The sequence below is a fragment of the Sphingobium sp. B11D3A genome (genome assembly GCF_025961695.1).
GTDB lineage: Bacteria > Pseudomonadota > Alphaproteobacteria > Sphingomonadales > Sphingomonadaceae > Sphingobium.
Genome location: NZ_JAOQOE010000001.1, coordinates 1,489,791 through 1,507,888 on the forward strand (window position 1 = coordinate 1,489,791; position 18,098 = coordinate 1,507,888).

General features: G+C 65.7%; 16 protein-coding genes. 7 read left to right on the forward strand and 9 right to left on the reverse strand.

Annotated features, from left to right (window positions below; all coding sequences use genetic code 11):
* Nucleotides 1–40: 40 nt before the first annotated feature.
* Nucleotides 41–1,360: an MFS transporter gene (locus tag M2332_RS07115; RefSeq protein ID WP_264573502.1), complete on the reverse strand. Its 1,320-nt coding sequence runs from the start codon at nucleotides 1,358–1,360 to the stop codon at nucleotides 41–43.
* Nucleotides 1,361–1,704: 344 nt separating this feature from the next.
* Here M2332_RS07115 and zwf point away from each other — a divergent pair, with 344 nt between their 5' ends.
* Genes zwf through eda form a run of 4 tightly spaced genes read left to right on the forward strand, consistent with a single transcriptional unit; the run spans nucleotide 1,705 to nucleotide 6,575 of the window.
* Nucleotides 1,705–3,171, forward strand: coding sequence for a glucose-6-phosphate dehydrogenase (gene zwf / locus M2332_RS07120; protein ID WP_264573503.1), 1,467 nt, complete (start codon nucleotides 1,705–1,707; stop codon nucleotides 3,169–3,171).
* Nucleotides 3,164–4,993, forward strand: a complete 1,830-nt coding sequence (gene edd / locus M2332_RS07125; RefSeq protein ID WP_264573504.1) for a phosphogluconate dehydratase — start codon at nucleotides 3,164–3,166, stop codon at nucleotides 4,991–4,993. Before zwf ends, edd begins: the two co-directional genes overlap by 8 nt.
* Nucleotides 4,990–5,961: a glucokinase gene (locus M2332_RS07130; RefSeq protein WP_264573505.1), complete on the forward strand. Its 972-nt coding sequence runs from the start codon at nucleotides 4,990–4,992 to the stop codon at nucleotides 5,959–5,961. The genes edd and M2332_RS07130 overlap by 4 nt, the downstream gene beginning before the upstream one ends.
* Nucleotides 5,958–6,575 (forward strand): bifunctional 4-hydroxy-2-oxoglutarate aldolase/2-dehydro-3-deoxy-phosphogluconate aldolase, encoded by a 618-nt coding sequence (gene eda, locus M2332_RS07135; RefSeq protein ID WP_264573506.1) that lies wholly within the window; start codon nucleotides 5,958–5,960, stop codon nucleotides 6,573–6,575. Before M2332_RS07130 ends, eda begins: the two co-directional genes overlap by 4 nt.
* A 54-nt stretch (nucleotides 6,576–6,629) precedes the next feature.
* Here eda and M2332_RS07140 read toward each other — a convergent pair whose 3' ends face one another.
* A complete protein-coding gene (locus M2332_RS07140) occupies nucleotides 6,630–7,115 on the reverse strand; it encodes an SH3 domain-containing protein (protein WP_264573507.1) in 486 nt (161 codons plus the stop codon).
* A gap of 132 nt (nucleotides 7,116–7,247) precedes the next feature.
* Here M2332_RS07140 and M2332_RS07145 point away from each other — a divergent pair, with 132 nt between their 5' ends.
* The gene (locus tag M2332_RS07145) at nucleotides 7,248–8,246 is read left to right on the forward strand and encodes a 2-hydroxyacid dehydrogenase (RefSeq protein WP_264573508.1); all 999 of its coding nucleotides are present in this window, start codon (nucleotides 7,248–7,250) and stop codon (nucleotides 8,244–8,246) included.
* 142 nt (nucleotides 8,247–8,388) lie between these two features.
* Here M2332_RS07145 and M2332_RS07150 read toward each other — a convergent pair whose 3' ends face one another.
* The 4 genes from M2332_RS07150 to M2332_RS07165 form a co-directional block, all read right to left on the reverse strand.
* Nucleotides 8,389–8,589 carry a DUF2093 domain-containing protein gene (locus M2332_RS07150; protein WP_413715945.1) on the reverse strand — a complete coding sequence of 67 codons (201 nt, stop codon included), beginning with the start codon at nucleotides 8,587–8,589 and terminating at the stop codon, nucleotides 8,389–8,391.
* A gap of 5 nt (nucleotides 8,590–8,594) precedes the next feature.
* Nucleotides 8,595–9,998, reverse strand: a complete 1,404-nt coding sequence (locus tag M2332_RS07155) for an NAD(P)H-dependent flavin oxidoreductase (RefSeq protein ID WP_264571194.1) — start codon at nucleotides 9,996–9,998, stop codon at nucleotides 8,595–8,597.
* A 98-nt stretch (nucleotides 9,999–10,096) separates the two neighbouring features.
* The gene (locus tag M2332_RS07160) at nucleotides 10,097–11,260 is read right to left on the reverse strand and encodes a glycosyltransferase family 4 protein (protein ID WP_264573509.1); all 1,164 of its coding nucleotides are present in this window, start codon (nucleotides 11,258–11,260) and stop codon (nucleotides 10,097–10,099) included.
* A complete protein-coding gene (locus M2332_RS07165; protein ID WP_264571196.1) occupies nucleotides 11,257–12,123 on the reverse strand; it encodes an alpha/beta fold hydrolase in 867 nt (288 codons plus the stop codon). Before M2332_RS07165 ends, M2332_RS07160 begins: the two co-directional genes overlap by 4 nt.
* Nucleotides 12,124–12,160: 37 nt before the next feature.
* On the opposite strand from M2332_RS07165, the gene M2332_RS07170 reads away from it, so the two are divergent.
* Nucleotides 12,161–13,588, forward strand: a complete 1,428-nt coding sequence (locus M2332_RS07170) for a protein adenylyltransferase SelO family protein (protein WP_264573510.1) — start codon at nucleotides 12,161–12,163, stop codon at nucleotides 13,586–13,588.
* A gap of 67 nt (nucleotides 13,589–13,655) precedes the next feature.
* Complete coding sequence (locus tag M2332_RS07175) at nucleotides 13,656–15,119, forward strand: succinylglutamate-semialdehyde dehydrogenase (protein ID WP_264573511.1); 1,464 nt, start codon at nucleotides 13,656–13,658, stop codon at nucleotides 15,117–15,119.
* A gap of 387 nt (nucleotides 15,120–15,506) precedes the next feature.
* On the opposite strand, the gene map is transcribed toward M2332_RS07175, so the two are convergent.
* The 3 genes from map to mgtE form a co-directional block, all read right to left on the reverse strand.
* Entirely contained in the window at nucleotides 15,507–16,277 is a 771-nt protein-coding gene (gene map, locus M2332_RS07180) for a type I methionyl aminopeptidase (protein ID WP_264573512.1), read from the reverse strand.
* A gap of 1 nt (nucleotide 16,278) precedes the next feature.
* Nucleotides 16,279–16,479 (reverse strand): ParD-like family protein, encoded by a 201-nt coding sequence (locus tag M2332_RS07185; RefSeq protein ID WP_181560517.1) that lies wholly within the window; start codon nucleotides 16,477–16,479, stop codon nucleotides 16,279–16,281.
* Nucleotides 16,480–16,549: 70 nt separating this feature from the next.
* Entirely contained in the window at nucleotides 16,550–17,980 is a 1,431-nt protein-coding gene (gene mgtE, locus M2332_RS07190; protein ID WP_181560518.1) for a magnesium transporter, read from the reverse strand.
* Between the last annotated feature and the right edge of the window lie 118 nt (nucleotides 17,981–18,098).

Sequence of the window (18,098 nt, forward strand, 5' to 3'; positions counted from 1 at the left end):
CCGGCTTTTGCGCCCTGGGCTCCTGCCTTCGCAGGAGCACTCACGCCTTGCTGCGGACGAACGCCACGGCGATGCCGGCGATGAACAGCGGCAGCCCGAAGGCCAGCGCCACGCCGAACGGCCCAACACCCTGCGCCAGCAGCCAGCCGCCGGTCGCCGGCCCGATGATCGCGAGCAGGCGCCCCGCCCCGGCCGTCCAGCCAAGCGCCGTGGAGCGGATCTGCGTGGGATAGGCGGCTGAGATGAAGGCATAGAGCCCGCTGATCGAGCCGACCACGAAGGCGCCGAAGGCAATCGCCATGAAGGCAGCCAGTGCAGGCGTGAACGGCTGGACCATGTAGACGAGCATCGAGATGCCACCCGCGAAATAGCAGAAGAGCAGGGTGCGCTTGACGCCGATCCACCCGACCAGCGCGATCATGATGAACGGCCACACGATCGCGCCCACTGAGGAAAGGGCGAACAGCGCCGCCGCATCCGCCATCGGGAAGCCGGCCTGCATGTGCCAGAAGGTCGGCGCCCAGGAGGCCACGGCATTGCCGACGAACATCATCATGCCGCCCGCCAGCATGAACAAGAGCGTCATGGCGAGCCGCCCCTCGGCAAAGACGGACTTAAGTGACGCCCGGCCGGCTGGCGGTTCATCGAGAAAATAATGGGCCGTGTCGCTGACGTGGCGCGTGATGTGCCGCAGGACGCGGTTGACTTGTGCAGTGCTGCGCCCGGCGGTGACGAGAAAGCGTGGAGATTCAGGCAGAGTGAAGATCAGCACCGGCAGGAGCAGCAGCGGTGCGGCGCCACCCGCCAGAAACGCGCCCCACCAATCGAGCCGATGAACGATCAAAGGCGCAAGCGCACTGCCCATCGCCGAGCCGAATGCAAAGCAGGCCGTGACCAGAATGATCTGGCGGGGCCGGATGCGGCGCGGCGAAATCTCCGCCACCATCGCGATGATGTTGGGCGTGATGCCGCCGAAAAACGCAAAGGCGACCAGCCGCAGGAGCGACACCGCCGTCAGGGTCGATGCCAAGGCCGTGACAAGCGTGACCAGGCCGAAGCCGAGCACGCACAGAATGACGATCGGCTTGCGTCCAACCCGATCTGCCAGCGGTGCGATGAAGGCGTAGCCCAAGGCCAGGCCGATGCCCTGCGCCACGAACACGGCGGAAATCGCGGCTGGCTCGACAGCAAGACCCGCAGCAAGAGCCGGCACGATGGCCCCGAGCATGTACATGTCGAAGCCCTCCATCGCCATGGCGATGCCGCAGAGCGCAAAGATGTACCAGCGCCAGGCCCCGTAAGGCCGGTCCAGAATGGTCTCGATGTCGATCCGCTGCCCGTCTGCATGGGACTGCGCCATGTATCTCTCCCCCGAAGGCTGGTCGGTCTGTATTCGAGGGTCGAATGATGAGAACCGCCCCCGCCGCATGTGCGCTCCTGCGGAACCGCTGCCCGTCTGGCAAGCCAGAATTCACCGTGACCAACCGCGCGCGAAGCAAGATTTTGCGCCGGCGAACAATGCCTTGCGGCTGCCTCCCATAGCGCCGGTTGAAGGAATTCTGGCCCTTCGCGATCACGTAAAGGTAGAGCGCTCCCCTGCGCTTTCATCGAAAACGGGTCCGATTGTGCGGTTGCACCAAAGTCGTGCGCCTGTAATGTCCCGCTCAGGTGCGCAATTCATCAGGCCACGAAGGGTCCCCAGTCTTGTTCGAAAAGTCCGCGACACTCATCCTGTTCGGCGCCACCGGCGATCTGGCGCACCGGATGCTGTTTCCTTCGCTCTACCATCTGCTGTGCGACGGGCTGCTGCCCGAGCCGTTCAACATCCTCGCCTCCGGCCGGTCCGAGATGGATGACGCGGCCTTTCGTGAAACCATCCGCAAGGCGCTGGCGACCTATCTCGCCGATGAGCATCATGATGAGGCGCGCGTCACCGCTTTTCTCGAAAAGATCAGCTATTGCGCCGTGTCTGCCGGCGAGCAGGCGCATTTCGATGCGCTGGCGAAACGGGCGAAGGCGCTGGGCGAGGGTCCCATCGCAGTCTATCTGTCCACCCCGCCCTCGCTCTTTGCGCCCACCGCCCAGGGTCTCGCCGCCGCTGGTCTGGTCGATGCGCACACCCGTATCGCCATGGAAAAGCCCATCGGCAAGGATCTCGCCTCGTCCAAGGTGGTGAACGACGCCATTGGCGACCTGTTCGATGAAGAGCAGATTTTCCGCGTCGACCATTATCTGGGCAAGGAAACGGTGCAGAACCTGATGGCGCTGCGCTTTGGCAACCGCCTGTTCGAGCCGCTGTGGAATGGCGGGGCGATCGATCATGTCCAGATCACCGTCGCCGAGACGGTGGGGCTGGAGGGCCGCGTCTCTTATTATGACGGCGTCGGCGCGCTCAAGGACATGGTGCAAAACCACATGCTCCAGATCCTCTCGATCATCGCCATGGAGCCGCCCGCGCGGATGGATTCCACCTCGGTGCGCGACGAGAAGGTGAAGGCGCTGCGCTCGCTGCGGCCGATGACGCCCGAAACGGTCCGCACCCACAGCGTGCGCGGCCAGTATCGCGACGGCGCGGTGAAGGGCAAGATCATCGCCGGCTATGCCGAGGAACTGGGCAAGGAGAGCGATACCGAGACCTTCGTGGCGTTGAAGGCCCATATCGACAATTGGCGCTGGACGGGCGTGCCGTTCTACCTGCGCACCGGCAAGTGTATGCCCAACCGCCAGTCGGAAATTCTCATCCAGTTCAAGCCGGTGACGCACAGCATTTTCCGCCGCAACGGCTATGATCGCGCGCTGGAGCCCAATTCGCTGATCATCCGCCTGCAGCCGGACGAGAACATCCGCCTGTGCATCATGGCCAAGCGGCCGGGGCTCGACCGGGATGGCGTGAAGCTGCAGGAAGTCGGCCTCGACGTCTCGCTCACACACGCCTTTGCCGGTGAGCGCCGACGGATCGCCTATGAGCGGCTACTGTTGGATCTGCTGGAGGGCGACACCACATTGTTCGTGCGCCGCGACGAGGTGGAAGCGCAGTGGACCTGGATCGATTCCATCACGCAGAGCTGGCAGGAATCCGGCCAGCAGGTCGTGCATTATGCCGCCGGCACCTGGGGGCCATCCGCTGGCATTGCCTTGATCGAGCGCGATGGAGCAAGCTGGTATGACTGATCTCAATTCCACCGTCGCCGCCGTCACGCAGCGCATCGTCCAGCGCAGCGCGGTCAGTCGCCGCAAATATCTCGACCTCATCGAGCGCGGGCGCGATGCCGGCACCAACCGGGATCGGCTTTCCTGCGGCAACCTCGCCCATGGCTTTGCCGCCAGCGGCGAGGACAAGCCGGCGATCCGCGCGGGCAATGCCATGAACATCGGCATCGTCACGGCGTACAACGACATGCTCTCGGCGCATCAGCCCTATGGCCGCTACCCGGAGGCGATCAAGATCGCGGCGCGGGAAGTCGGCGCCACCGCGCAGGTTGCGGGCGGCGTGCCGGCCATGTGCGACGGCGTGACGCAGGGCCTGGCCGGCATGGAGCTCTCGCTTTTCTCGCGGGACACCATCGCGCTCGCGACCGCCGTGGCGCTCAGCCATGCGATGTTCGAGGGCGCGTTGATGCTCGGCATCTGCGACAAGATCGTGCCCGGCCTGTTGATGGGCGCGCTGCGCTTTGGCCACCTCCCCACCATCTTCGTCCCCGCCGGGCCGATGCCTTCGGGCCTCGCCAACAAGGAGAAGCAGCGCATCCGCCAGCTCTATGCCGAGGGCAAGGTTGGGCGCGAGGAACTGCTGGAGAGCGAGAGCGCCAGCTATCATGGCGCGGGCACCTGCACCTTCTACGGCACGGCCAACACCAACCAGATGATGATGGAAGTGATGGGCCTGCACATGCCCGGCGCTGCCTTCGTCAATCCCGGCACCAAGCTGCGCAGCGAGCTGACCCGGGCCGCCGTGCATCGTGTCGCCTCCATCGGCTGGGACGGCGATGATTATCGCCCGCTCGGCAAGTGCATCGATGAAAAGGCAATCGTGAATGCCGCCGTCGGGCTGCTGGCGACCGGCGGATCGACCAATCATGCCATCCACCTGCCCGCCATCGCGCGGGCGGCAGGAATCGTCATCGACTGGAAGGATCTGGCCGAGCTGTCTGCCGCCGTCCCATTGCTGGCGCGCGTCTACCCCAATGGCGCGGACGATGTGAACAACTTCCACGCGGCAGGCGGCATGGCCTGGATCATCACCGAATTGCTGCGCGGTGGCCTCTTGCACCGCGATGTGATGACCGTCGCCCGCGCCGACCTCACCGATTACGGGCGGATGCCGACGCTGGAAAATGACGCGCTCGTCTGGGATGCGCCGCCGACTGCGCCGGGTAATGAGGCGATCCTGCGCCCGCTCTCCAATCCGTTCAGCGCGGATGGCGGAATGCGGCTGCTCGCCGGCAATCTTGGCCGCTGCATCATGAAGACCAGTGCCGTGGACCGCGAACGCTGGACCATCGAGGCGCCGTGCCGTGTGTTCTCCGATCAGGATCAGGTCATGGCCGCATTCAAGGCGGGCGAGCTGGATCGGGACGTCGTGGTTGTCGTGCGCTTCCAGGGGCCGCGCGCCAATGGAATGCCAGAGCTGCACAAGCTCACCCCGCCGCTGGGCGTGTTGCAGGACAAGGGCTTCAAAGTCGCTCTGGTGACCGACGGGCGCATGTCCGGCGCGAGCGGCAAGGTGCCGGCGGCCATTCACCTCTCGCCCGAGGCGCTGGGTGGCGGCCCGATCGGCAAGCTGCGCAATGGCGACATCGTCCGCGTCTGCGCCGAGAGCGGCACGCTGGAAGCAAAGGTGGGTGCCGCGGAATGGGACGCGCGCGATCAGGCCGATGCGCCACCGCCGCCCTATGACACCGGTCGGGAACTGTTCGCCCTGTTCCGCCATAATAGCGATCTGGCGGAAGCCGGCGCCTCGCCGCTGCTGGCAGCCATGGATGCGGAACTATGACCGATCTTGTCGCCGCCGACATTGGCGGCACCAATGCCCGCTTCGCCCGTGCGACGCTCGATGCGCGCGGCGTGCCCACGCTGGGTACCGTGCGTAAATACAAGGTCGCGGATCATGCCAGCCTGCAAAGCTGCTGGCAGGCCTTTCTAGCCGATGACGAGGGACCGGCGCCCGAGCGGGTGTCCATCGCCTTTGCCACGGCCATCGGGCGGGAGGTCATCAAGCTCACAAACTCAAGCTGGATCATCCGTCCTGCCCAGTTGGCCGATGATCTCGGCGTTGCGGCGGTGCGGCTGGTCAATGACTTCGAGGCGGTGGCCCACGCCATTGCGCGGCTGCCGCTCAGCGATCTGCCGCTGCTGTTCGGACCGGACGAGGCTTTTCCTGAAAATGGCTCGGTGACCATTCTTGGCCCCGGCACCGGTCTTGGCGTGGCGATGATCGCCTTTGACGAGGGCATGCCGCATATCGTCGCGACCGAGGGCGGCCATGTGGATTTTGCCCCGCTCGACGCGCTGGAGGGCCGCATTCTCGCGCAGTTGCGCACCGATCTCGTGCGGGTCTCGACGGAGCGGATCGTCTCCGGACCGGGGCTCAATACACTCTACCGGGCGCTGGCGACGATCAGCCAGGCGCCGGTCACGCTGATGAACGACGCGGACCTGTGGGCCGCCGCGCTGGAGGGCAGCAACCCCCTCGCCCGCACGGCGCTGGAGCGCCTGTGCATGAGCTATGGCGCCACGGCCGGCGACCTCGCACTGGCGCAAGGGCCGCATCATGTGGTGCTGGCCGGCGGACTGACGCAACGGATGCGCGACTTCCTCGTGAACAATAGTGCCTTCCATGATCGTTTCACCGCAAAGGGTCGCTTTGAAGCCCTGATGAGAACCGTTCCGGTTCGCTTGGCAACCCATCCTGAAATTGGCCTTTATGGCGCCGCCGCTGCATGGCGGGAGAAGAAAGCATGAGCATGACTGTCGATGACGTAATAGCGCTGGCGCCGGTGATTCCGGTGCTGATCGTGGAGTCCGTGGCCGATGCCGTCCCGCTGGCGCAGGCGCTGGTCGCCGGGGGCCTGCCGGCCCTCGAGGTCACCATGCGCACCCCAGTCGCGCTCGAGGTGATGCGCGAAATGGCGCAGGTCCCCGGCGCCGTGGTCGGGGCCGGCACCGTGCTCAACCCCCGGCAGCTCGATCAGGCGCTGGAGGCGGGCGCGCAGTTCATCGTGTCGCCCGGCCTCACCGAGCCGCTCGGCAAGGCCGCGATCGCCAATGGGGCCACCCTGCTCCCCGGCGTCGCTACGGCGGCGGACATCATGCGCGGACTGGATCTCGGGCTTGAGCGCTTCAAATTCTTCCCGGCCTCGACCAGCGGCGGCCTGCCCGCGCTCAAAGCCTTGGCGGCGCCGTTCGGCGGCGTGCGCTTCTGCCCGACCGGCGGCATCACCGCGGCCAATGCGCCGGAATGGCTGGCTCAATCCTTCGTCGGCTGCGTGGGCGGAAGCTGGGTTGTGCCCAAGGGGCCGCTCGATCCCGCAGCCATAGAAGCGCTGGCGAGGGAAGCTGCGACGCTTCCGCGATAATCGGAGAGGCGCCGCTGGCGTGCCTTGATGGGCACGCCCACACTTAGGTTACCGTCAGTCCAGCGCGCCCCACAGGCTCGCGGCCTGCACATAGCCGCGCCGGCCGTTCACCTCCATCGCGCACCAGCCATCGGAACAGCCAGAGAGACGCCCCACGACGCCCGGCGCCAGCCGGAACAGAAGGCGGGCGCTCTCGGAGGGGCCGTCGCGCATCTGGGCAATGCCATCCTTCACGATCGCGGTCGCTTCATCCTTGAGCAGCCGCACGTGCATCCAGCCCTGCGTGCCGTCCGGATCCTCGATCTTGCGCCAATTTGTATAGACCTCGACCACCTTCACCGGCAGGTCGCGCTGGCGGTAGATCCAGCTCGCCGGATAGTCGGCGCTCGGCCCCACGCGCATCTTGGCCTCCCCCTTGGAGAGGGAGGCCCAATAGGGTGTCGGGCGACCGGTTTGCGCCTGCGCGTCGGCAGCGCCCAGCCCGAGTCCCAATCCCAGGGCCAGCGCCGCAAAAGCCGTAAATAGCCCGCGCGCGTTCATGCCATCAATCTCCCGGAAAATGCCCACACCATAAGGCCCGCTTCTGCCACGGCCACCGCATGGCATCAACCGGAAGCAGCCTTGCGCGAATTGCCGCTTGCCTTTCCGCTCTCGCCTGAGCATTCCCGCCACATGTCCAGGCGTCCCCGGCCCGCTTCGCCCCGCGTGATCGTGACGCGGCGTCTGCCGCAAGCGGTGGAAGCCCGGCTGGGCGAACTGTTCGACGCCCGCTTCAATGTCGACGATCATCCTATGGCCCGCGCCGAGTTGCATGAGGCCATGCAGCAGTGCGACGTGCTGGTGCCCACGGTGACGGACGATCTCGATGCCGATCTGATCGCGGGCGCAGGCGATGCGCTGCAGCTGATTGCCAATTATGGCGCCGGCGTGAACCACATCGCCCTGCCCGCCGCCCGCGCGAAGAACATCATTGTCACCAACACGCCCGGCGTGCTGACCGAGGACACGGCGGACATGACCATGGCGCTCATCGTCTCGGTGCCGCGCCGTCTGGCCGAGGGCGAGAAGCTGGTGCGCTCGGGCGAGTGGACCGGCTGGAGCCCCAGCAACATGCTCGGCCATCGCATCGGCGGCAAGGCGCTCGGCATCGTCGGCATGGGCCGCATCGGCCGCGCCGTCGCCCGCCGCGCCCGCGCCTTTGGGCTCTCCATCCATTATCATAATCGCCACCGCCTGCCCGAGGTCGCCGAGCAGGAAGTGGATGCGATCTGGCACCCCGACCTCGACGAGATGCTGCGCAGCATCGACATCCTGACGATCCACACGCCGCGCAATGCGCAGAGCGAGAACCTGATCGACCGGCGCCGCATCGGGCTATTGCGTCCCCATGTCTATCTTATCAACGCCTCGCGCGGCGGCATCGTGGACGAGGAAGCGTTGATCGAAGCGCTGGAGGCCGGGCAGCTTGCCGGCGCCGGCCTCGATGTGTGGGAGTTCGAGCCGCAGATCGACCCGCGCCTGCTCGCTCTGCCCAATGTGGTGATGACCCCGCATATGGGCTCGGCGACCTTCGAGGGCCGCATCGCCTCGGGCGAACGAGTGATCGCCAACATCCGCATGTGGGTCGGCGGCGACCGGCCGCCGGATCAGATTCTCGAAGGCTGGGTTTGAGCGAACAGCGCGCTCCTAACCTCACGTCATCCCGGACTTGATCCGGGATCCCGCTTCTTCTTCGCTCACCACAAAAGGCAGCGAGACCCCCGATCAAGTCCGGAGTGACGAGAAAGGGAAAGGTGGGGCTGGCTTCCGCTCTTCAACCCGCCAACGCCTTCGTCGCCTCAATCGCGCTGCGATAGGCTTCCTGCCGCGCCTCGCTCCAGTAAGCGAGTTCGCCGAGCGGGATTTCCACCCCGCTCACGGCGCAGATCACGAAACGGCCCGAGCGGACCACCTGATAATCCGCCGCGCGATATTTGAGGATGGCGAGGCCCGGCATGTCCGGCGTGCGCATCATGCTCATCAATCCCCGGTGAGGATGCGGTCGACCAGTTGCTTCACGGTCGGCACGAACCCGTTGGAATAGAAGGGGTCCTGCTTGAAGCGATAGGCGCCATGGCCGGCGAACAGCAGGTTCTTGTCGACATCGCCGCCATGCACTGCGTCCTGCAGGGTCTTCTGGATGCAGAAGCTGCGCGGATCGGCGAGGCGACCGGTCGAATAATCGTCATGGTCCTTCCACGACGAAAAACCGCAGTGCGAGAGGCAGCCCATGCAATCAGCCTGATCCTTGCGGATGACAGCCCGGTCCTCGTCGGTCACGAAGACCAGCGTGTTGTCGGGTGTCTTGAGCGCAGTCTCATAGCCCTGCAGCACCCACTCGCGAGCGCGCAGCAGATCGTTGCGGGTCACCCAGTAATTGCGGCCTTTGATGCCGACATCGAGCTGATGGTTATGGTCGCCCGCTTCCTCCATGGAGAAGGCGATCTGCCGCTCCGAGCGCGCCTCGAGATCGCGCAGGAAGGGATTGCGGATCGCGGAGGAATAGAAGCCGGTCGGCGAGAAGCGGTGGAGGAGGATGTCGCCTTCCTCCAGCGTCATGAGCTTCTCCTTCCACGCCTGCGGAATCGGGCTTTCCTGGGTGAGCAGCGGACGGGTGCCGAACTGGAAGGCAATCGCGCCCAGCTCCGGATTGTCGATCCAGTCGCTCCAGTCCCGCAGATACCAGACGCCACCGGCCATCACGATCGGCACTTCGTCGCTGATGCCGCCCTCGCGCATCGTGTCGCGCAGCGCCTTCACGCGGGGATAGGGGTCTTCCGGCTTGGTCGGGTCTTCCGCATTGGAGAGGCCATTATGGCCACCGGCCAGCCAAGGATCTTCATAGACCACCGCACCCAGCCATTCCGCAGCCTTGTGATAGGCCCGCTTCCACAGCGCGCGGAAAGCGCGGCCTGAGCTGACGATCGGCAGGTAGCTGACCTGATGCTGCGCAGCAATCTCGCTGAGCTTGTAAGGCATGCCGGCCCCGCAGGTCACGCCTGCGACCATGCCCTTGGTGCGCTCCAGCACGCCTTGCAGCACGGCCTGCGCGCCGCCCATTTCCCAGAGCACGTTGATGTTGATGGCGCCCTTGCCACCGGCCATCTCATAAGCGCGCTTGACCTGCTCCACCCCACCTTCGATGGCGTAGGCGATCAGCTCTTCATGGCGCTGCTGGCGGGTGCGGCCATGGTAGATTTGCGGGATGACATTGCCGTCGGCATCATAGCTGTCCGCATTCACGGCCGACACGGTGCCGATGCCGCCAGCGGCAGCCCATGCCCCGGAGCTCATGTGATTGGAGACCGCAACGCCCTTGCCGCCTTCGATAACCGGCCACACCTCGCGACCGCCATAGACGATCGGCTTCAAGCCCTTGAACAAATGAAACTCCTCAGTGCCCCATCGGCCAGCTTCGCAAGCCAGCCACGAGCGCCTTTACCAGCATTTTCCTCAAACCAAGTGCTAAAATGCCACAAAACTCAAAATAACGCCAGTTCGTTACCGACCGCCTCACCATAGAGCCGGGCGTAGAGCTGGATCATCACGGCTTCATCGAAACAGCGCCTCGCTCTGTCGCGATTGGCTGCCCCGATAGTCCGACGCAGATCGGCATCCCCGGCCAGTTCTGCAAGGGCAGCCTGAAAATCATCGGTCGCATCGGGGGCCACGATGAAGGGCCGGTTGTCCGGCGCGACCATGCCGAGCGTATCGCCGACGTCGGTCGCGACCACCGGCAGGCCGGCCGCCATCGCCTCCATCAGGGCCGTGGGGAACTGCTCACTATCGGAGGACAATGCGAAAATATCGAACGCGCCGACATAATCCTGCGGGCGCGGCAGGGCACCCGGCATCAGCAGATCGTGCATCCCTTGCCGCTGCGCCTCCGCCAGAATCGCCTCCCGCTCCTCCCCGTCACCGACGATGACCAGACGCAGCCGGTCGCGCAGCGGCGCCACCGCCCGGACGAGCCGGGGCAGGTTCTTGACCGCACGCAGATTGGCGACGGTGCCCACGATCAGCCGTCCGTCCGGTACCAGCCCGGGAATCGCAGCGACCGGCCGGGTGCCTTCATAGGCGGCGACATCCAGCCCGTTGGGGATCTGGTGGACTTTCTCGGCGGACTGCCGCCACTCCGCCTGAGCGATATGCGCCAGCTGCGCCGACGGGACGACGAGCGCCCGCGCGCCCTGCAAGGCGATCTGGCGGTAGCGGTTGCGAGCGGCCTGGCGGACGAACGCCTCGTCCACATCGAAGCCCTCTTCGTGGTGGATCAACGGCGGCAGGCAGCGCAGCCGGCGGAAGAGACGGTGCGCCATGACGCCATCGATCGCGCCCCAATTGAAGCTCAGGATGAGGTCATAGCCGCGCATCGCCTTGGCCAGCGCGTTGAAGCGGGCGAAGGTCGCTGGCCCCTCCAACGCGGGCGAATCGAGAAAGCGCACCTTCAGCGTGGGGTCGAGCAAGGCTTGCGCCGCGGTGGCGCCCGGCTCGCCCAGCAGGATGTCGTGCTGCATCCGCGCGCCCCAATGATTCATCAGCCGGACAAGGCGCACTTCCTTTCCGCCCAGATCGAAGGTGCGGTGAATTTGCAGCACGCGCAGCGGCTCGCGGGAGAGATCGCGCCGGGCCGCCCGCCGCGTCATGGCTTCTCGCTGATCCTGGCGAGCAGCCTGTCGAGCGCCGCCACCGCTTCTGGCTCTTCCAGCGTGGGTGCATGACCCACCCGCGGCACCGTCACCAGATCCAGCTGCGGGAGGCGCGTCTGCATCGCCTGCGCCGTCTGGACGGTCAGCAGATCGCTAAGCGCGCCACGCACCAAGGTGAGCGGGATATCGCCGATCGCCTCGAACGCCGGCCACAGGTCGACGCCCGCCGCACCGCCGGGCGCCCGGAACGGCTCGGCGAGGCGCTGGTCATAATCCAGCACGATGCGCCCCTGGCTCGTCAATCGATATAGCCGCTTGGCGATGCGCAGCCAGTCGGTCAGCTTGTAATCGGGGTAGATCACCCCCTGCACATCCGCCACCGCCCGCGCGGCGTGCACCCAGGTCGGCTGCGCGCTACCGGTGCCGACCCCTTGCCGGATGCGCTCCAGCCCTTCCTCGGCGATCTCCGGCCCGATATCGTTGAGCAGCGCGCCCGCGAGGCTCCCGCGCCGCGTCGCCGCGATTAGCATAAGCATGATCCCGCCGAGCGACGTGCCGACCCCCACGAAGCGCGGCAGGGCCAGCTCATCGATCAGCTTGAGCAGATCCTGCAGATAGACCAGCGGCACATAGCTCATCGGGTCCTTGGCGTAAGCGCTCTCGCCGCGCCCGCGCAGTTCCACCACGATAACGCGCCATTCGCCCGCCAGCCGCTCTGCCACCGGCTCGAAGTCGCGGACGTTGCGCGTCAGGCCTGGCAGGCACAGGATCGGCGGCCGATCGTCGCGCCCGGGATAGTCCCGGTAATGCAGCCGTAAATTGTCCTGCGACCACCAATATTTGTCTTCATAGCCCGACAAGCTTGATCCTTTCCCGGGGCGCCCCCCATATCAGAGCATGGACGCAGCGCTTAAGACAGACATATTTCATCCGGAACGCGCAATAGAGTCGATTGCGGATTTTCTGACCGACCCTGTGCAGCCGGCGGATTTCCCGCAGACGATCCTGCGTTTTCGCAACGATCGCGCGGCCCGCACGGTGGGGCTGGCGGCACTCGACGATGCGCAATGGATCAGCCATTTCGGCCGCTTCACGCCCCTGCCGGGCGCGCAGCCGGGGCCGCTGGCACTGCGCTATCACGGCCACCAGTTCCGCACTTACAATCCCGATCTCGGCGATGGCCGCGGCTTCCTCTTCGCCCAGATGCGCGAAACAGAGACGGCCGGCGGCCGGTTACTGGATCTTGGCACCAAGGGCTCGGGCCGCACGCCCTGGAGCCGCACGGCGGACGGCCGCCTGACCCTCAAGGGCGGCGTGCGCGAAATTCTCGCGACCGAAATGCTGGAGGCGCTGGGCGTCACCACCTCACGCACTTTCTCGATCATCGAAACCGGCGAGCCGCTGGTGCGCGGCGACGAGCCTTCCCCCACCCGCTCGGCGGTGATGGTGCGGCTCAGCCACGGCCACATTCGCATCGGTAGCTTCCAGCGGCTCGCCTATCTCGGCCAGCGCGAGGAGAGCGCACGGCTGATCGACTATTGCCTGCGCCATCTGCTGGCGCTGGAGCCCGGCGCGGTGCCCGCGCTCACGCTGCTGAAGGCGGTCGTCGCGCGGACGGCCGATCTCGCCGCGAGCTATATGGTCGCCGGCTTCGTCCATGGCGTGTTGAACAGCGACAACATCGCAATCACCGGCGAGAGCTTCGATTACGGGCCGTGGCGCTTCACCCCGCGCTGGGAGCCGGGCTTTACCGCCGCCTATTTCGACCAGACCGGCCTTTATGCCTTCGCCCGCCAGGCCGAGGCGATCCACTGGGATGTCGCGCAACTGGCGCAGTCGCTGGTGGAGCATGCCGAGACAGAGGCGCTGATCGAGGTGCTTCGGCGCTTCCCGGCCATTTATGAAAGTCGCCTGATCGAGCGGTTCCTCTGGCGGCTGGGCCTGACCGCGCCGGAAGCGGAAACGGCACGCGCCTTCGTAGTCTCCGCTGTCGAGGCGCTGCGCGGCAGCGATGTGCTCATCGACCGCTTCTTCTTCGATTGGCGACGTGGCGACCATGCCGAATCGCGTTATTCGGGCACAGCGTGGGACAAGGTGCGGGCCGCGCGCGAGTCCCTCACCCCACGGCCCGAGGCCTGTGACCATCCCTATTGGCAGGCCGACGCCCCCTGCTCGATGCATATCGAGGAAGTGGAAGCCCTTTGGGCGCCCATTGCCGAGCGCGATGACTGGGGTCCGCTGTACGCCAAGATCGAGGCGATCCGCGCCACGGGGGCGGCGCACGGCCCGGTGCCGGGCCAGCCGCTTGCCTCGCGCAGCGCATAAGCCGATGCGCGCTCCGGAGCGCGCGTCGTAAATCCGCTGGAAACTAATTGCGCCGCATAGCCGCTGCATGTTGCACGCCCCGCTTCATGCCACCGAGGCTCCGCACGAGCCTTCCGTCCTCGAATCGCTCGATCCGGCGACGGGCGCGGCCGTCTGGCAAGGAAAGGAGACCGACCCCGCCGCGCAGATCGCGCTGGTGGCCCACCACTGGACCGCATGGGCAGGCCTCTCCTCCGCTGTCCGCATCGAGACCATGCGCCGCTTCGCCAACGGCGTGCGCGCCAGTGAGGAGGCCTTCGCGACCCTGATCTCGCGCGAAACCGGGCGGCCGCTCTGGTCTACACGGCAAGAGGTGATCAGCCTGTTCGAGCGCGTCGAGAAGGCCGTACAGGCCTATTCCGAACGCACGGGCCAGCGGCAGAGCGAAGGCGCGATGGGCGCCCGCACCGCGCTGCGCCACAAGCCGCATGGCGTGCTCGCCATCATTACGCCGCATTGCCTGCCCGCACGCATCCCGGTCGATCATATCGTGCCGGCGCTGCTGGCCGGTAATGGCGTGCTCTTCAAGCCCTCCGAGAAGGTGCCCGCCACCGGCGAAATGCTGGTGCGCCTGCTGCATGAGGCCGGTGTGCCGTACGATCAGGTGCAATGCGTGATTGGTGGCCCGGCGATCGGCGAAGCGCTGGCCGCCGCGCCGGACGTCCACGGCGTGCTCTTCACCGGATCGACCCGCACCGGCCGCGCCATCAACCGCGCCTGCGCCGACCAGCCCGGCAAGCTGCTGGCCCTGGAAATGAGCGGCAACAATCCGATCATCGCCTGGGACACGCCGGACATCGCCAGCGCCGCCGCGCTCATCGTCCAGTCCGCCTTCGACATGAGCGGGCAGCATTGCCTGTCCGCCCGCCGCCTCATCGTGCGCGACACCCTTGCCGAGCCGCTGCTGGGCGCGGTGAAGGCGCTCACCGACCGCCTGCTCGTCGGTCCCCCGACCGCCGATCCGCTCCCCTTCATGGGGCCGGTGATCGACATGGACGCCGCCGACGGCCTCACCGAGAGCTTCCTGTATCTGATGAGCCATGGCGGCAAGCCGATCCGGCACATGCAGCGCCCGATCGAAGGCCTGCCCTTCGTCACGCCCGGCATCATCGATGTGACGGCCATGGCACCGCGCAGCGACGTGGAACTGTTCGGCCCCATTCTGCAGGTCATATGCGTCACCAGCTTCGACGCGGCGATCATCGAAGCCAACAGCACCCGCCACGGCCTGTCCGCGACGCTGATCGGCGGTGGCCCCGAACATTATGATCGCTTCTGGGCCAACAGCCGCGCCGGCATCGTCAACTGGAACCGACCCACCTATGCGCTCGCGCCCAATGCACCGGTCGGCGGTATCGGCCTGTCAGGCAATCACCGCCCCGGCGGCCATTATATGGCCGACCATTGCGCTTACCCCGTCGCTTCATCCGAAATGCCCCAGCCCCGCGCGACAATCGGCGTAGGTCTGCGCGCGATTGTGGCGGATCGGTGAAGTGAAGGCTCTCTGATAATTGGCCTGCATAGTTGCGGAAAGCAGCCTTAGCCCCCCTCTAAAGAGGGCGGGAGACGTCTCCGCCAAATCAGAACGCCTGGACATCCTGCTGGCGGGCAGCGTCCAATCGCTCAGATACAGCGTGTGCATGGCAAGCATGATACGGCGAACCCTCCACGCCAACCTTCACCGTTCGTGCTGAGTAGGGTCTGAGTAGCGCCGCAGGCGCGTATCGAAGAGCCGTATCGAAGCATCGCGACCGCACAACCAGTCCTTCGATACGCTTCGACAGGCTCAGCCACTACTCAGGACGAACGGAGCGCGATCCGCAATGGCGCGCTGTCCGGGCACCCAGCTTCAACTATCCCAAAAGACCGAGCAACACCCTCACGCCGCCAGCGGCTGCTCGTCCCGCCGCAACGTCAGCACCTCGACGCCGGTCGCCGTCACGGCAACCGTATGCTCGAACTGCGCCGAAAGCTTGCGGTCCTTCGTCACCACCGTCCAGCCGTCGCCCTTGGTCATCACGCCGCGCGTACCCTGGTTGACCATCGGTTCGATGGTGAACACCATGCCCTCGCGCAGTGTAAGGCCAGTGCCGGGGCGGCCGAAGTTCATCACCTGCGGCTCCTCGTGCATCTTGCGCCCAATGCCATGGCCGCAATAATCCCGCACGACCGAGTAACCATGCTTCTTGGCGTGGCGCTCGATGGCAAAGCCGATGTCGCCGAGGCGCGCGCCGGGGCGCACCTGGCGGATGCCCTGCCACATCGCTTGCTGGGCAACACGCACAAGCCGGCGCACGGCGGGCGAGACCGTGCCGACGAGATAGGTCTTGCTGCTGTCGGCAATGAAGCCGTTCTTCTCCAGCGTGATATCGAGATTGATGATGTCGCCATCCGCAATGATCCGGTCGGCATCCGGCACGCCATGGCAGACGACCTCGTTTATCGAACAATTGAGCACATAGGCAAAACCATATTGCCCCTTGCTCGCCGGACGCGCCGCCAGATCATCGACGATGAAGCGCTCGACCATATCGTTGACCGCCATGGTGGAGCGGCCGACGAGATCCTCCCCGTCCAGCATCTCGAAGACCGATGCGAGCAAGCGGCCGGAGATGCGCATGAGGGCGAGTTCGTCCGGCGTCTTGACCATCTCAGGCGGCCTGCGCGGTGGCGAGGTCCTGCCGGTCCTTTTCCATCTTCACGATCTCGTTGAACGACAATGTGGGATGGGCCTCGGCGAGCATCCCGATCTTCATCCAGAACTCGGCCTGAGCATTGATGGAGCGGCACATGACGGCGCTGGTGCGGCGCGCTTCCTCGTGTAACCCATCCTCGATCTTGACCAAACCCATGAACCGCTCCGCATATAGAGAATATGCGGACCATATATGGTTCATATCGTCATACGTCAAACGATACGGTTCAGCTGGTGAGTCCCGCCAGCGTGGCCAGGCCCAGGAAGGAGAGGAAGCCCATCGAATCGGTGACCGTCGTCACGAAAATCGAGGAGGCAACCGCAGGATCGACGTTGAACCGCTCGAACAGGATAGGCACCGCGACTCCGGCAAAGCCGGCCGTGACGATATTCAGCACCATCGCGGAGCCGATCACCCCGCCCAGCAAGGGGTCCTGAAAGAACAGGCCAACGCCAATGCCGAGCACCACCGCGACCGTCGCCCCGTTCAGCACGGCCACGCGCAATTCGCGCATGATCATGCGCCAGGTGTTGGAGGCGGTGATCTGGTTGGTGGCAAGGGCGCGGACGGTGACCGCCATGGTCTGGCTGCCGGCATTGCCACCCACGCTGGCGACGATGGGCATCAGCACCGCCAGCACAACCATCTTCGCGATTGCATCCTCAAAGGCAGCGATGATGGCGGTGGCGAACAACGCGGTGATGAGATTGGCGAGCAGCCAGCGCACGCGCGCCTTGTAGCTCTCCCGCACCGGCTCGTTGATGTCGCCTTCACCGGCGCCCGACAGGCGGAGAATGTCTTCGCCGGCTTCTTCCTGGATGATGTGGACCACGTCATCCACGGTAATCATGCCGACGAGGCGCCCACCCGGATCGACCACCGCTGCCGAGATCAGCGCATATTTCTGGAAGCGCAGCGCGACCTCTTCCTGATCCATATCGACCGGGATCAGCGTCTGCTCGCGCTTCATCACATCGCTCATGGCGATTTCGCGCGGGCAGCGCAGCACCCAGGAGAGCTGGCAGGAGCCGATGGGCCGATGAGCCGCGTCGACAACGAAAATCTCCCAGAAATCCGATGTCAGGTCGCGGGTATCGCGCAAAAAGTCGATGGTCTGGCCGACGGTCCAATGCTCGGGCACCGCGACCAGATCGCGCTGCATGAGTCTGCCTGCGGATTCCTCGGGATAGCCCAGCGCGCTCTCGATAGCGGCGCGGTCTTCCGGCTCCATCGCATCGAGGACGGTCTGCTGGTCCTCCTCGTTGAGATCCTCGATGATGGCGACGGCATCGTCGGTATCCAGTTCGCCGGCCAGTTCCGCGAGCTGCTCAAGCTCCAGCGCCTCGACGACGGTATCGCGCACATAATCGTTCAGCTCGGACAGCACTTCCGCGCCGACCAGCGAGCCCAGCGCATGAACCAGCCCGGCCCGCCGATCCTCGGGCGTCAGCTCGAGAAGGTCGGCGATGTCGGCGGGGTGCAGCGTCTCGACCAGCGCCTGCGCCGCATCGTCCTTGCCCTCCTCGACGGCGGACAGAACGGCAGAGACGAACTCCGGCCGAAGACGATCGTCCTCGTCCAGATTGGTATCGACGAGCGCGTCTTCCTCCTCGGGAGGGATCGCGCCGGGCTGCGATGCGGCCTCGGTCTCGCTCATGCGGCGCCTCCCTTTCCGGCTGCGGCCGCCACTGGCCACGCCTGCTCTCGATAATCGCTCCTTTTGCCCATGCCCGGGGCAAATGCAACGTCATGCAGCCTTCCCTTGACGAAAGCAG

Bases quoted from the DNA above. Each gene is read 5' to 3' on its own strand.
- M2332_RS07115 (WP_264573502.1), bottom strand. From the start codon at position 1,360: ATGGCGCAGTCCCATGCAGACGGGCAGCGGATCGACATCGAGACCATT.
- edd (WP_264573504.1), top strand. From the start codon at position 3,164: ATGACTGATCTCAATTCCACCGTCGCCGCCGTCACGCAGCGCATCGTC.
- M2332_RS07130 (WP_264573505.1), top strand. From the start codon at position 4,990: ATGACCGATCTTGTCGCCGCCGACATTGGCGGCACCAATGCCCGCTTC.
- eda (WP_264573506.1), top strand. From the start codon at position 5,958: ATGAGCATGACTGTCGATGACGTAATAGCGCTGGCGCCGGTGATTCCG.
- M2332_RS07140 (WP_264573507.1), bottom strand. From the start codon at position 7,115: ATGAACGCGCGCGGGCTATTTACGGCTTTTGCGGCGCTGGCCCTGGGA.
- M2332_RS07145 (WP_264573508.1), top strand. From the start codon at position 7,248: ATGTCCAGGCGTCCCCGGCCCGCTTCGCCCCGCGTGATCGTGACGCGG.
- M2332_RS07150 (WP_413715945.1), bottom strand. From the start codon at position 8,589: ATGATGCGCACGCCGGACATGCCGGGCCTCGCCATCCTCAAATATCGC.
- M2332_RS07160 (WP_264573509.1), bottom strand. From the start codon at position 11,260: ATGACGCGGCGGGCGGCCCGGCGCGATCTCTCCCGCGAGCCGCTGCGC.
- M2332_RS07170 (WP_264573510.1), top strand. From the start codon at position 12,161: ATGGACGCAGCGCTTAAGACAGACATATTTCATCCGGAACGCGCAATA.
- M2332_RS07175 (WP_264573511.1), top strand. From the start codon at position 13,656: ATGTTGCACGCCCCGCTTCATGCCACCGAGGCTCCGCACGAGCCTTCC.
- map (WP_264573512.1), bottom strand. From the start codon at position 16,277: ATGGTCAAGACGCCGGACGAACTCGCCCTCATGCGCATCTCCGGCCGC.
- M2332_RS07185 (WP_181560517.1), bottom strand. From the start codon at position 16,479: ATGGGTTTGGTCAAGATCGAGGATGGGTTACACGAGGAAGCGCGCCGC.
- mgtE (WP_181560518.1), bottom strand. From the start codon at position 17,980: ATGAGCGAGACCGAGGCCGCATCGCAGCCCGGCGCGATCCCTCCCGAG.